At 69.0% G+C, this 12,091-nt stretch carries 12 protein-coding genes; 2 read left to right on the plus strand and 10 right to left on the minus strand.

Features of this window, described 5'->3' with window-relative positions:
- Nucleotides 1-23: 23 nt before the first annotated feature.
- A complete protein-coding gene (locus WJ12_RS03055; protein WP_059557352.1) occupies nucleotides 24-686 on the plus strand; it encodes a histidine phosphatase family protein in 663 nt (220 codons plus the stop codon).
- Between the two features lie 54 nt (nucleotides 687-740).
- Here WJ12_RS03055 and WJ12_RS03060 read toward each other — a convergent pair whose 3' ends face one another.
- The 10 genes from WJ12_RS03060 to WJ12_RS03105 form a co-directional block, all read right to left on the minus strand.
- Nucleotides 741-1,853, minus strand: a complete 1,113-nt coding sequence (locus WJ12_RS03060) for a ParB/Srx family N-terminal domain-containing protein (RefSeq protein WP_059557371.1) — start codon at nucleotides 1,851-1,853, stop codon at nucleotides 741-743.
- Nucleotides 1,854-2,005: 152 nt separating this feature from the next.
- Nucleotides 2,006-2,959, minus strand: a complete 954-nt coding sequence (locus tag WJ12_RS03065; RefSeq protein WP_059557350.1) for an oxygenase MpaB family protein — start codon at nucleotides 2,957-2,959, stop codon at nucleotides 2,006-2,008.
- 21 nt (nucleotides 2,960-2,980) lie between these two features.
- Entirely contained in the window at nucleotides 2,981-4,051 is a 1,071-nt protein-coding gene (gene ruvB, locus WJ12_RS03070) for a Holliday junction branch migration DNA helicase RuvB (RefSeq protein WP_006483430.1), read from the minus strand.
- 108 nt (nucleotides 4,052-4,159) lie between these two features.
- A complete protein-coding gene (ruvA, locus tag WJ12_RS03075) occupies nucleotides 4,160-4,741 on the minus strand; it encodes a Holliday junction branch migration protein RuvA (protein ID WP_031402135.1) in 582 nt (193 codons plus the stop codon).
- Between the two features lie 164 nt (nucleotides 4,742-4,905).
- Nucleotides 4,906-5,448, minus strand: a complete 543-nt coding sequence (ruvC, locus tag WJ12_RS03080; protein WP_059557348.1) for a crossover junction endodeoxyribonuclease RuvC — start codon at nucleotides 5,446-5,448, stop codon at nucleotides 4,906-4,908.
- A 151-nt stretch (nucleotides 5,449-5,599) separates the two neighbouring features.
- On the minus strand, nucleotides 5,600-7,165 hold the full coding sequence (purH, locus tag WJ12_RS03085; protein WP_034187122.1) for a bifunctional phosphoribosylaminoimidazolecarboxamide formyltransferase/IMP cyclohydrolase: 1,566 nt from the start codon (nucleotides 7,163-7,165) through the stop codon (nucleotides 5,600-5,602).
- Nucleotides 7,166-7,209: 44 nt separating this feature from the next.
- The gene (locus tag WJ12_RS03090; RefSeq protein ID WP_006476892.1) at nucleotides 7,210-7,443 is read right to left on the minus strand and encodes a Fis family transcriptional regulator; all 234 of its coding nucleotides are present in this window, start codon (nucleotides 7,441-7,443) and stop codon (nucleotides 7,210-7,212) included.
- A complete protein-coding gene (gene dusB / locus WJ12_RS03095; RefSeq protein ID WP_059557346.1) occupies nucleotides 7,440-8,507 on the minus strand; it encodes a tRNA dihydrouridine synthase DusB in 1,068 nt (355 codons plus the stop codon). Before dusB ends, WJ12_RS03090 begins: the two co-directional genes overlap by 4 nt.
- A 138-nt stretch (nucleotides 8,508-8,645) precedes the next feature.
- Nucleotides 8,646-9,833 carry a UbiH/UbiF/VisC/COQ6 family ubiquinone biosynthesis hydroxylase gene (locus WJ12_RS03100; RefSeq protein WP_059557344.1) on the minus strand — a complete coding sequence of 396 codons (1,188 nt, stop codon included), beginning with the start codon at nucleotides 9,831-9,833 and terminating at the stop codon, nucleotides 8,646-8,648.
- A gap of 37 nt (nucleotides 9,834-9,870) precedes the next feature.
- Nucleotides 9,871-11,256, minus strand: a complete 1,386-nt coding sequence (locus tag WJ12_RS03105) for an aminopeptidase P N-terminal domain-containing protein (RefSeq protein WP_034187124.1) — start codon at nucleotides 11,254-11,256, stop codon at nucleotides 9,871-9,873.
- A 181-nt stretch (nucleotides 11,257-11,437) separates the two neighbouring features.
- Between WJ12_RS03105 and WJ12_RS03110 the strand changes: the two genes are divergently transcribed.
- Nucleotides 11,438-12,052 carry a glutathione S-transferase family protein gene (locus tag WJ12_RS03110; RefSeq protein ID WP_034187125.1) on the plus strand — a complete coding sequence of 205 codons (615 nt, stop codon included), beginning with the start codon at nucleotides 11,438-11,440 and terminating at the stop codon, nucleotides 12,050-12,052.
- The last annotated feature ends 39 nt before the right edge of the window (nucleotides 12,053-12,091 follow it).

Genomic DNA, 12,091 nt, shown 5'->3' on the forward strand with positions numbered 1-12,091 from the left:
TTCTTTCCCGGAGACGCGCGGCGATGGCCAGCACGCAGATTCTTTTCATCCGCCATGGCGAGACGGCCTGGAACCGCATCAAGCGTATCCAGGGTCATATCGACATCCCGCTGGCCGACACCGGCCTCGCACAGGCGAAGCGGCTGGCGGCCCGGCTCGAACGAGAGGCGCGCGACGGCGCGCGGATCGACGCGATCTATTCGAGCGACCTGATGCGCGCGCAACAGACCGCGCAACCCTTTGCCGAGGCGCTCGGTCTGCCGCTGCAGCTGCGCGAAGGGCTGCGCGAACGCTCGTACGGCGCGTTCCAGGGGCACGACAGCACCGAGATCGAGGCGCTGTTCCCGGACGCCTACGCGGCCTGGCAGACGCGCGATCCGGGCTTCGCGCCGGAAGGCGGCGAGTCGCAGCGCGCGTTCTATCACCGCGTGCTGCATGCGCTCGAACCGATCGTCGCCGCGCATCCGGGCGACCGGATCGCGTGCGTCGCGCACGGCGGCGTGCTCGACTGCGTGTACCGCTTCGCGAACGCGATCGAGCTGTCGGCGCCGCGCACTTACCAGTTGCTCAATACGAGCGTCAACGTCGTCGATTACGTGGATGGCCGCGCGCAGGTCGTGCGGTGGGCCGACGTGTCGCATCTGGAAGCGGCGAGCGACGACGACGGGTACCGCAAGGTGCGCTGAGTCCACGGGCCCCGTGCGGCGTTGCCGGTCGGGGCTTTCGTCGCCGCGTGCCGCTTACCGCGGCAACGCGTGGCGGGTCTTGTAGTCGAGCGCGTACGCGATCTTGCCGGGCTTGTCGGCCGTGATCGGCTGGCGCAGCTTGTCGAACTCTCCCTTGCTGTATTTCTTCCCGCCGTTGATCGCATCGGCGCGCCCGAGATCGGCGCCCGTCTTGCCGTCGATCACCGGGTCCGTTGCCGCGACAATCCGCGTCGACGCATTCCAGACCGCATTCAGGTAGCCCGTGTCGGCCTTCGCCGGATCGGGATCGGTCGTGCCGCCGCGCGCGAGGTCGTAGCTCGCCAGCGCGAACGTGCCGGGCTGCGCGCGCAGCCAGTCGGCCCAGTAGAACTCGAGGTAGTCGGTCGCTTGCGCGGGCTTGCCGTAGCCGATGTCGCGCGTGAAATAGACGAGCGACCGGTAGCGATCGTTCGTCATCCCCAGCGACAGGCCGAGTCCGGTCGGCAGTTGCGCGGCCGTGATCGCCTTGCCTTCGCCATTCTTCAGGCGCAGATAACCGCGGCTTTGCATCTGCTGCCAGAACGCGTCGCCCGAGTAGTCGCCGAGGTTGTCCTTGACGACGACGTGCACGTGCAGCGCCGGGCCGCCGTCGGGCGTCTCGTAGTAGGTCGACAGGCCGTGATGGCCGTCGGTCAGGTACAGCGCATCGCCGTTCGGGCCGATCACGACGGGGTTCAGCACCGAGCGGTCGCGGGCGTTCGCGTCGGTCGTCGTGCATGTATAGCTAGCCGGTTCGCGCAGCGACGACCTGGCCGTGTAGCCGCCCGATGCGAGGCCGCCGAGCCCTTCGTCCGCGCAGAAGTCGTCGAACTTCTTGTCGGGCTGCAGCTCGTAGCGGCCGAGCTTGTAATAGATCTGGTCGTAGCCGATCGCACCCTGTGTCGGATGGAGGTCGCCGAGCGTCACGTCGATCAGGTCGCCCGCGCGCGCGGCTTTCCACTTGCCCGGTCGCGGCGTGACGGTGGCCGGCGGGGTCGTGGTGCCGCCGGACGGCGTTTGCGCATCGGTACGCGCCACGGCGGCGATATCGTCGCCTCCGCATGCGGTGAGGGCGAAGACGGCGGACAGGCTGGCGGCGAGGGCGAAACGGATCGGCAGGCGGAGCATCGCGGGCATCGGGTATCGGTTGGGTGAACGGGACCTCGCGCGGATCACGGGCAGGCGGGACGGGCGGGGCGTACGACCGTGGGCGGGTGCAAGCCCGTCAGCTTGTCACGGGAATTTGACAGCCAATTGAAATGATCGGAAGAGCCGGATCGTCAGGCGGACGGGGTGCCGTCGGGCGGGGGCGCGGTCGCGCGACGGCGTGCGCGTTTCGACGCGCCGTTGACGAGCGCCCAGCGCAGCACGGGGGCGACGGCCCGTACGCCGGGCCGGACTACCGCGCGCCGCAGCGGCGCGAACGTCGACACGCCTAGCATGCGCTGCGCCCACGGCGGCAACAGGTCGATTCCGGCATGCATCATCAGCGACGCGGCCGGTCGCAGCGCGGGCGTCGCGACCGGCGCATTCAGCAGGATCTCCATCACGTCGAAGGTGTGCGGCCCGGCCTCGAGTTCCGGCTGCATGCGCGCGAGATAGGCAGCGACCTCGGCGCGCGAACGCGGTACCCCTTGGGCGCCGAGCAGTTCGGCGACCAACGCCGTTTCGGCGTAGTAGCGGTCCTGCAGCTCGCCCGACAACGACGGATTCACGTAGCGCAGATGCGCGGCCAGGAAGCTCGACACTTCCGCGACGTGTACCCAGGCGAGCAAGGCTGGATCGTCGGCGCGGTACGGCCGCCCGTCGGGCGCGGTGCCCGAGATGCGCGCGTGGATCGATTTCACGCGCTCGATCAGCGCGAGGGCGTCGGCGCGGCTGCCGAACGTCGTGCCCGTGATGAACGTGGCGGTGCGCCGCAAGCGGCCGAGGATGTCGGTGCGAAACGACGAGTGATCCCAGACGCCCGCGAGCGCGAGCGGATGGAGCGCCTGCAGCAGCAGCGCCGCGATGCCGCCCGTCATCATCGACGTGAAATCCGCATGCACGCGCCAGCAGACGGCATCGGGGCCGAACAGCCCCGGGTCGCCGGGCGGCGAAGAGAGATCGAGCGACGGCCCGCCGCCGCCCGCCGTCAGGTGCGTGATGCCGGCCACCAGCCGCCTGCGGATCGGCTCGGCCCAGCGCGGGCCCGGTGCGGGTGCGGCAGGGTGGCGGCTGGGCGGCGTCGTCATGGCGGGGGCTCGGGTGACGGATCACTTTCCGTCGGGGGTATCCCACTCGTCGCGTTCGGGGCGGCGGGCGTCGGGCACCGACAGTCCGAAGTGGCGATAGGTGAGCAGCGTGGCGACGCGCCCGCGCGGCGTGCGCTGCAGGAAGCCCTGCTGGATCAGGTACGGTTCGAGCACGTCCTCGATCGTGTCGCGCTCCTCGCCGATCGCGGCCGCGAGGTTGTCGATGCCGACCGGGCCGCCGTCGAACTTGTACAGGATCGCTTCGAGCAGCTTGCGGTCCATCAGGTCGAAGCCGACCGGATCGACGTCGAGCATCGCGAGCGCGGCATCGGCCACGGCCGCGGTGATCTGGCCGTCGGCCTTCACTTCGGCGAAGTCGCGCACGCGGCGCAGCAGCCGGTTCGCGATCCGCGGCGTGCCGCGCGAGCGCTTCGCGATTTCCAGCGCGCCGTTCGGATCGATCTGCGCATTCAGCAGCGACGCCGAGCGCCGCACGATGCGCGACAGTTGATCGGCATCGTAGAACTCGAGCCGGGCGACGATCCCGAAACGGTCGCGCAGCGGGTTGGTCAGCATCCCCGCGCGGGTGGTCGCGCCGACCAGCGTGAACGGCTGCAGGTCGAGCTTCACGCTGCGCGCGGCCGGGCCTTCGCCGATCATGATGTCGATCTGGTAATCCTCGAGCGCCGGATACAGGATTTCCTCGACGACCGGCGACAGCCGGTGGATCTCGTCGATGAACAGCACGTCGTTGGCTTCGAGGTTGGTCAGCAGCGCGGCGAGATCGCCCGCGCGCTCGAGCACGGGGCCGGACGTCTGGCGCAGGTTCACGCCCATTTCGCGCGCGATGATGTGCGCGAGCGTCGTCTTGCCGAGGCCCGGCGGCCCGAACAGCAGCACGTGGTCGAGCGGCTCGGAGCGGCGCTTGGCGGCTTCGATGAAGATCTCGAGCTGGCCGCGCACCTTTTCCTGGCCGACGTAGTCGTCGAGCTGGCGCGGCCGCAGCGCACGTTCGAACACCTCCTCGTGCGACGAGGCGGGCGTGGCGGCGATGATCCGCTGCTCGGTGGCGAGTTTGTCGGTTTCGATCATGCGGCCATTGTACCGCGCGACGCGGTCCGGCCCACCTGGCCGAACGGCCGACTGGCGCGCGGCGCGGCGCCGCGCGACACTGGTTTCGACGGCCGGATCGACCGCGCGTTACGCCTTCGACAGCGCCTTCAGCGCGAGCTTGATGCCTTCCGACACACCGGTGCCGGCCGGCACGTTCTTGATCGCGGCCAGGCCTTCCTTCTCGGAGTAGCCGAGCGCGAGCAGCGCGTTGAGGATGTCGGTCGCGTGATCGGACGGCGACGCGGCGCCGGCAAGCGCACCGAGGTCGGCGCCGAGCTTGCCCTTCAGCTCGAGCAGCAGGCGTTCGGCCGTCTTCTTGCCGATGCCGGGCAGGCGGGTGAGGCGCGCGGCGTCCTGCATCGTCACGGCCTGCGCGAGCTCCTGCACGCTCATGCCGGACAGCACGGCGAGCGCCATGCGTGCGCCGATGCCGGTGATCTTCAGCAGCTCGCGGAAGGTCGTGCGCTCCTGCGGCGTCAGGAAGCCGTACAACAGATGCGCGTCCTCGCGGACGATCTGCTGCGTGAGCAGCACGATGCGCTCGCCCGTCTGCGGCAGGTTGTAGAAGGTGCTCATCGGCACGTCGATTTCGTAGCCGACGCCGTTGCAGTCGACGAGCAGATGAGGCGGGTTCTTTTCGAGCAGGATGCCGGCGATGCGACCGATCATGGAGGGCGGGACGAGAGGAATAAAGCGCGAGTGTAGCGCACGCGCGGCGCAATGCCGATGGGCCCGGCCGTCAGGCCGAGGCGATACGTGTCGTGGGTGCGCCGTGCGCGCTCGGGACGGTCGCGGCACCGAACCGGCATGCCGGGTGACCGCGCGCGCCGGGGTCAGCCGACCAGTCGCCCGCGCCGCACGCGCAGCCCTTTCTGTGCGAGCGCCGGCGCGAGGCCGCCAAGCGTGCTGAGCGTGTTGCCGCTGTGCGCATGGCAGATCGCCATGCCGAGCGCGTCGGCCGCGTCCGAGCCCGGCTGGCCGGAGAGATTGAGCAGGCGCGTGACCATCTCCTGCATCTGCGTCTTGGTCGCGCGGCCGTAGCCGACCACCGCCTGCTTCAGCTGCAGCGCCGTGTATTCGGCGACCGGCAGGCCGCCCGCGACGAGGCCGCAGATCGCGGCGCCGCGCGCCTGGCCGAGCAGCAGCGTCGACTGCGGGTTCACGTTGACGAACACCTTTTCGATCGCGGCCTGGTCGGGCGCATGTTCGCGCACGATCGTCGAGACGCCCTGGAAGATCGTGCCGAGCCGGGTGGCCAGGTCGGCCGTCGGCGTGCGGATCACGCCGCTCGTGACATAGGCGAGCCGGTGGCCGCTGACGTCGATGACGCCGAAGCCGGTGACGCGCAGGCCGGGGTCGATGCCGAGAATTCGCATGAGTGAGGAGAGTTGCCCGATGCAGCGATACTACAACGAATGGTGCGACGCGCCGGCCGCCCGGTTGCGGGCGAAGGCGCCGCGCAATAAAAAACCCGGCGGGTGCGACGCCGCCGGGTTTTCGTGTTCGGCCCGCGCGGGCCGCATGCGATCAGTGACGGAAGTGGCGCACGCCCGTCAGGACCATCGCGATGCCGTGCTCGTCGGCCGCCGCGATCACTTCGTCGTCGCGCATCGAGCCGCCCGGCTGGATCACGCAGGTCGCGCCTGCGGCCACCACGACGTCGAGGCCGTCGCGGAACGGGAAGAACGCATCCGACGCGACCGCCGAACCGGCCAGCGTGAGGCCCGCGTTCTGCGCCTTGATGCTTGCGATGCGTGCCGAATCGACGCGGCTCATCTGGCCGGCGCCGACGCCGAGCGTCATGCCGTTGCCGCAGAACACGATCGCGTTCGACTTCACGTACTTGGCGACGCGCCACGCGAACAGCAGGTCGTCCATTTCCTTCGCGGTCGGCTGGCGCTTCGTGACGACGCGCAGCTCGCTCGGCTGCACGTTCCGCGAATCGAGCGACTGCACGAGCAGGCCGCCGCCCACGCGCTTCAGGTCGAAGGCGTTATGGCCGTCGCCGAGCGCGATCTCGAGCAGGCGCACGTTCTGCTTCGCGGCGAACACCTGCTTCGCGGCGTCGGAGAACGACGGGGCGATCAGCACTTCGACGAACTGCTTCGCGACTGCCTGCGCGGCTGCTTCGTCGACTTCGCGGTTGAACGCGATGATGCCGCCGAATGCGGAAGTCGGATCCGTCTGGAACGCCTTCGCGTATGCGTCGGCCGAGTCGTTGCCGACCGCGACGCCGCACGGGTTCGCATGCTTGATGATCACGCAGGCCGGCGCGTCGAACGTCTTCACGCATTCCCACGCCGCGTCCGAATCCGCGATGTTGTTGTACGACAGTTCCTTGCCCTGCAACTGGCGGTAGTTCGCCAGTGCGCCGGCCGGCGTCGCGAGGTCGCGGTAGAACGCCGCGCTCTGGTGCGGGTTCTCGCCATAGCGCAGGTCCTGCACCTTGTCGAACGCCATGTTCAGCGTGGCCGGGTACGTGCTGCGCGACGCGTGCTGCAGCTCGTCGGTCAGGCTCGTCAGGTAGTTCGTGATCGCGCCGTCGTATTGCGCGGTGTGCGCGAACACCTTCGTCGCGAGGCGGAAGTTGGTCGGGTAGCCGACCGTATTGCCGTTCGCCTTCATTTCATCGAGCACGACCGCGTAGTCGGCCGGATCGACGACGACCGTCACGTCGCGGTGGTTCTTCGCGGCCGAGCGCAGCATCGTCGGGCCGCCGATGTCGATGTTCTCGATCGCGTCGGCGAGCGTGCAATCGTCCTTCGCGATCGTCGCGACGAACGGGTACAGGTTCACGACGAGCAGGTCGATCGTCGGGATGCCGTGCTGCTCCAGCGCCTGCATGTGCTCGGGCAGGTCGCGGCGCGCGAGGATGCCGCCGTGCACCTTCGGGTGAAGCGTCTTCACGCGCCCATCGAGCATTTCCGGGAAGCCCGTGTAGTCGGCCACTTCGGTAACGGGCAGGCCGGCGTCGGCGAGGAGTTTCGCGGTACCGCCCGTCGACAGCAGCTTGACGCCGAGGTCGGACAGCGACTTCGCGAAGTCGACGATGCCGGTCTTGTCGGAAACGGAAATGAGCGCTTGCTTGATCATGATGGAACCACCAATAGCCAGGGAAACGGGGACGGGACGGCCGGCTACAGCAGGCCGTGCTGCTGCAGCTTCTTGCGCAGCGTGTTGCGGTTGATGCCGAGGTACTCCGCGGCGAGCGACTGGTTGCCGCCCGCCTGTACGAGCACGACCTCGAGCATCGGCTTTTCGACGCAGGACATCACCATTTCATAGACGTCGTGCGGATTGGAGCCGTCTAGATCCCGGAAATACACGTCCAGGCTCTCGCGGACACATTGTTCGATGTTGTGCTTGCTCATGCTGCTAACTGGTTATGGTCGTCCGACTCGCCCTGGCTGTTTTCCTCTTCGTCATCGACGTAGACGAGGTGGTCCGACAGCGCCTTTTGCGCCTCGAAGAAGGCATTGACGGCGGCGAGCTGCTCGCGGGTGGAATCGAGCGTGTTCATCCTGTGCCGGAACCCGTTGGCGCCGGAAAGGCCGCGAGTGTACCAGCCGATGTGCTTGCGCGCAGTACGGACGCCCGTGAATTCACCATAGAAAGCGTAGTGGTCTTCCAGGTGTTCGTTCATCACGTGCTGGATCTCGTCGATCCGCGGCGGGGGCAGCAGCTCGCCGGTTTGCAGGAAATGATCGATTTCGCGGAACAGCCACGGCCGGCCTTGCGCGGCACGACCGATCATCAGCGCGTCGGCGCCCGTTGCATCGAGCACGGCCTTCGCCTTCGCGGGCGACGTGATGTCGCCGTTTGCGACGACCGGAATCCGAACGGCCGCCTTCACGGCCGCGATGGTGTCGTATTCGGCGTCGCCGCGGTACAGGTCGGCGCGCGTGCGGCCGTGCACGGTGAGCATCGAGATGCCGGCCGCTTCGGCGAGGCGCGCGACCGTGATCGCGTTCTTGTGCTCGCGGTCCCAGCCGGTGCGGATCTTCAGCGTGACGGGCACCGCATCGGGCCCCGTGCCGACCGCCGCGACGACGGCCTCGACGATCCGCTGCACGAGCGGCTCGTTCTGCAGCAGCGCGGAGCCGGCCGCGACGTTGCAGACCTTTTTCGCCGGGCAGCCCATGTTGATGTCGATGATCTGCGCGCCGTTGTCGACGTTGTAGCGGGCCGCCTCGGCCATCATCGCCGGATCGGCGCCGGCGATCTGCACCGCGATCGGTTCGACCTCGCCTTCGTGGTTCGCGCGCCGCATCGTCTTCGCGCTTTTCCACAGCTGCGCGTTGGACGCGACCATCTCGGACACGGCGTAACCGGCCCCCAGCCGCTTGCACAGCTGGCGGAACGGACGATCCGTCACGCCGGCCATCGGGGCGACGAACAGGTTGTTACGCAATACGTGAGGGCCGATAACGGGCATCGCAATGGCACCGCCCGCGACTGGCGCGGGCAGGGGAAGGGAAGACGGAAAACGAGCATTTTACCGTATTCCCATGCCCCGCCGATTTGACCCGGTTTGCCTGGCGTGGCCGCGCGCAACCGCGCGGTGCTGGGCGCGTCAGTTGCGCTGGCCGAACATCATCTGGCGCGCGATCGCCTTCTTGAGCGGCGGCACGAATTCGAGCGCGGTGAGGGCCGCGCCGCGCAGCAGCGGAAGCGGGCCCGAATCGATCGTAAACAGCCGCGCCAGCGTGTCGGTCGCGCCGATCGTGAAGCGCCGGTCGAGCGCGCGGCGCGCGTTGAAGGCCGCGAGCGCGGTTGCTTCGAAGCCTTGCGCGGACAGCACGTCGACGAGCGTATGCGCATCGCGCAGCCCGAGGTTGAGCCCCTGGCCCGCGACGGGGTGCAGGGTTTGCGCGGCGTTGCCGACGAACGCGACGCGGCCGCTGACCAGGGTCTGCGCGGCGTTCAGCCCGAGCGGGAACGACGCGCGTCCGGCGATCGCGACGAAGTCGCCCATGCGTTCGCCGAACACGCTGCCGAGCTCGCGCAGGAACGCGTCGTCGGGCAGCGCGGCACGTCGTGCCGCTTCGTCGGGCGTGCAGCACCAGACGAGCGAGTAGTCGGCCTGGCGTGGGCCGCCGAGCGGCAGCAGCGCGAGCGGACCTTCGTGCGTGAAGCGTTCCCACGCGACGTTCGGGCGCGGTGCCGATACCGTGACCGTGCCGACGAGCGCCGTCTGTCCGTAGTCGCGGCGGTGCTTGGCCGTATCGGCCTGCTGTTCGTGGAACAGCCCGCCTTCGGCATTGATCACGATGCGCGCGCGCAGCGTGCGCTCGCCCTGCGGGCCGTCGAGCGTCAGCGTGACGCCGTCGGCGTCCTGTTGCGGCGCGCGTGCGGTGGTCGACGTGAGCCAGTCGATCCGCGTGCCGCGCACGGCGCCGGCGAGCGCCTGCACGATCGAGCCGTAGCGCACGACATAGCCGAGCGCGGCGACATCGTGTTCGTCGCGGTCGATCAGCGTGCGGCCGAAATGGCCGCGCTGCGACACGTGGATATGTTCGATCGGTGTCGCATCGGCGGGCCACGCGAGCGTGTCGAGCAGCACGCGGCTGCCGTGCGACACGGCGATCGCGCGCGGGTCGTTCGCGGTCGCGGCCGGTTCGCGCGCATCGATCAGCGCGATCGATGCGCGCTGCGTCGCGCTGCGGCGCGCGAGCCAGCCGGCGAGCGCGAGCCCGACGGGGCCCGCGCCGACGATGGCGAGGTCGTAGTCCGGCGTGGCCGGGGGGGAAGCGGTCGTCATCTTGATTCGTGAAACGGTGGTATCGGTCGGCGGCCGGTCATGCGCCCGCGCGCATCAGCGCTTCGATCTCGTCGGCGTCGACCGGCACGCCGCGCGTGATCAGTTCGCAGCCGTGCTCGCGCACGATCGCGTCGTCCTCGATGCGGATGCCGATGTTCCAGTACTCGGGCGGCACGTCGTCGGCCGCGCGCACGTACAGGCCGGGCTCGACCGTCAGCGTCATGCCGGGCTTCAGCGTGCGCCACGGCAGCGCGCCGTTGGCGTCACGCGCGGCGAGCCGCTCGCGGTAGTCGCCGCAGTCGTGCACGTCCATCCCGAGCCAGTGGCCCGTGCGGTGCATGTAGAAGCGCGTGTACGCGCGCTCGGCGATCACGTCGTCGACGCTCGAGAAGCGGGCCTTCGGGATGATGCCGGTGTCGAGCAACCCCTGCGCGAGCACGCGCACGGCCGCATCGTGCGGCGCCTCGAACGGCACGCCCGCGCGCGTCGCATCGATCGCGGCCTGCTGCGCGGCGAGCACGATGTCGTACAGCGTGCGCTGCGCGGGCGAGAAGCGCCCGTTGGCCGGGAACGTGCGCGTGATGTCCGACGCATAGCCGTCGAGTTCGCACGCGGCGTCGATCAGGATCAGGTCGCCGTCCCGCGCGGCCGCGTTGCCGGCCGGGTAGTGCAGCACGCACGCGTTCGCGCCGGCCGCGACGATCGAGCCGTACGCGGGCGACTGCGCGCCGTGCTTGCGGAACAGGTACAGCAGCTCGGCCTCGAGTTCGTATTCGCGGATGCCGGGGCGGCACGCCTGCATCGCGCGGCGGTGCGCGAGCGCGGAGATGTGCGCGGCGCGCATCATGATCGCGAGTTCGTGTTCGTCCTTCACGAGCCGCATGTCGTCGAGCAGCGGCGTGAGGTCGAGCAGCGCGTCCGGCGCGGCGACGCCCGTGCGCGCCAGCGCGCGCACCGCGTCGATCCAGCCGGCGAGCTGGCGGTCGAAGTCGGCCGATGCGCCGAACCGGTAGTGCACGGTGCCCGCGTCGGCGAGCAGGCGTGGCATCTCGGTGTCGATCACGTCGACCGCGAATGCCGCATCGAAGCCGAACGCGTCGCGCGCGGCCTCGGGGCCGTAGTGAAAGCCTTCCCAGATCTCGCGGTCGATGTTCTTGCCGCGGCAGAACAGGATCGACTCCGGCGCGCCGTGCGGCGCGGCCGCGTTCAGCACGAGCACGGCATCCGGCTCGGTGAAGCCGGTCAGGTAATGGAAGTAGCTGTCGAACCGGTACGGGTAGGCCGTATCGCGGTTGCGCAGCAGTTCCGGCGCGGTGGGAACGATGGCGACGCCGCCGCCCGCGGCACGCAGTGCGGCAAGCACGCGTTCACGGCGCTGGCGGTAGACGTCGACGGCGATGGCGGTATCGATGGGCGCATTCATCGTGCGATTGTAGCGCCGCGCGACGCGGTGCGTGAGAGGGGCGCCCGAAGCCGCGCCGGAAGGCCGCGCGGCGGTTGTTGCAAACCATCCACAGGCCGGGCCGGCGATTTTCTACCCGGCCGCGCCGGCCGGTTATGATCGGCGACAACGTATACTCTCGGCGGTTCCCCAAAAAAGGCAGATGATGAAATTAATCGGTTCGCTCGGCAGCCCGTACGTCCGCAAGGCGCGGATCGTGCTCGCTGAAAAGAAGATCGACTACAAGCTGGAGCTCGAGAACGTGTGGGCGCCGGACACGAATATTCATGCATCGAACCCGCTCGGCAAGGTGCCGTGCCTCGTGATGGAGGATGGTGCCGCGGTGTTCGATTCCCGCGTGATCTGCGAATACGTCGACACGCTGTCGCCGGTCGGCAAGCTGATTCCGCCGTCGGGCCGCGAGCGCGTCGAGGTGCGCTGCTGGGAAGCGCTGGGCGACGGCGTGCTCGACGCGGCGGTCGCGATTCGCGTCGAACACACGATGCGCGACGAGGCGCAGCGCAGCGCGAGCTGGATCGCCCGCCAGCAGCGCAAGATCGACGACGGTCTCGTCGCGATGTCGCAGGGCCTCGGCGGCAAGACCTGGTGCGTCGGCAATCATTACACGCTGGCCGACATCGCACTCGGCTGCGCGCTCGGCTACCTCGATTTCCGGATGCCCGAGCTCAACTGGCGCGATCGCCACCCGAACCTCGACAAGCATTTCGTGAAGCTGCAGCAGCGGCAATCGTTCGCCGACACGCTGCCGCAGAGCTGAGCGGCCGGCCACGCAGTCACGCATTCGGCAGACAAAAGA

The sequence above is a fragment of the Burkholderia seminalis genome, assembly GCF_001718535.1.
Taxonomy (GTDB): Bacteria; Pseudomonadota; Gammaproteobacteria; order Burkholderiales; family Burkholderiaceae; genus Burkholderia; species Burkholderia seminalis.

Coding starts and splice junctions, on each gene's coding strand:
- purH (WP_034187122.1), bottom strand. CDS start 7,165: ATGATCAAGCAAGCGCTCATTTCCGTTTCCGACAAGACCGGCATCGTC.
- WJ12_RS03105 (WP_034187124.1), bottom strand. CDS start 11,256: ATGAATGCGCCCATCGATACCGCCATCGCCGTCGACGTCTACCGCCAG.
- ruvC (WP_059557348.1), bottom strand. CDS start 5,448: ATGCGAATTCTCGGCATCGACCCCGGCCTGCGCGTCACCGGCTTCGGC.
- WJ12_RS03090 (WP_006476892.1), bottom strand. CDS start 7,443: ATGAGCAAGCACAACATCGAACAATGTGTCCGCGAGAGCCTGGACGTG.
- WJ12_RS03100 (WP_059557344.1), bottom strand. CDS start 9,833: ATGACGACCGCTTCCCCCCCGGCCACGCCGGACTACGACCTCGCCATC.
- WJ12_RS03055 (WP_059557352.1), top strand. CDS start 24: ATGGCCAGCACGCAGATTCTTTTCATCCGCCATGGCGAGACGGCCTGG.
- WJ12_RS03065 (WP_059557350.1), bottom strand. CDS start 2,959: ATGACGACGCCGCCCAGCCGCCACCCTGCCGCACCCGCACCGGGCCCG.
- WJ12_RS03110 (WP_034187125.1), top strand. CDS start 11,438: ATGATGAAATTAATCGGTTCGCTCGGCAGCCCGTACGTCCGCAAGGCG.
- ruvA (WP_031402135.1), bottom strand. CDS start 4,741: ATGATCGGTCGCATCGCCGGCATCCTGCTCGAAAAGAACCCGCCTCAT.
- WJ12_RS03060 (WP_059557371.1), bottom strand. CDS start 1,853: ATGCTCCGCCTGCCGATCCGTTTCGCCCTCGCCGCCAGCCTGTCCGCC.
- dusB (WP_059557346.1), bottom strand. CDS start 8,507: ATGCCCGTTATCGGCCCTCACGTATTGCGTAACAACCTGTTCGTCGCC.
- ruvB (WP_006483430.1), bottom strand. CDS start 4,051: ATGATCGAAACCGACAAACTCGCCACCGAGCAGCGGATCATCGCCGCC.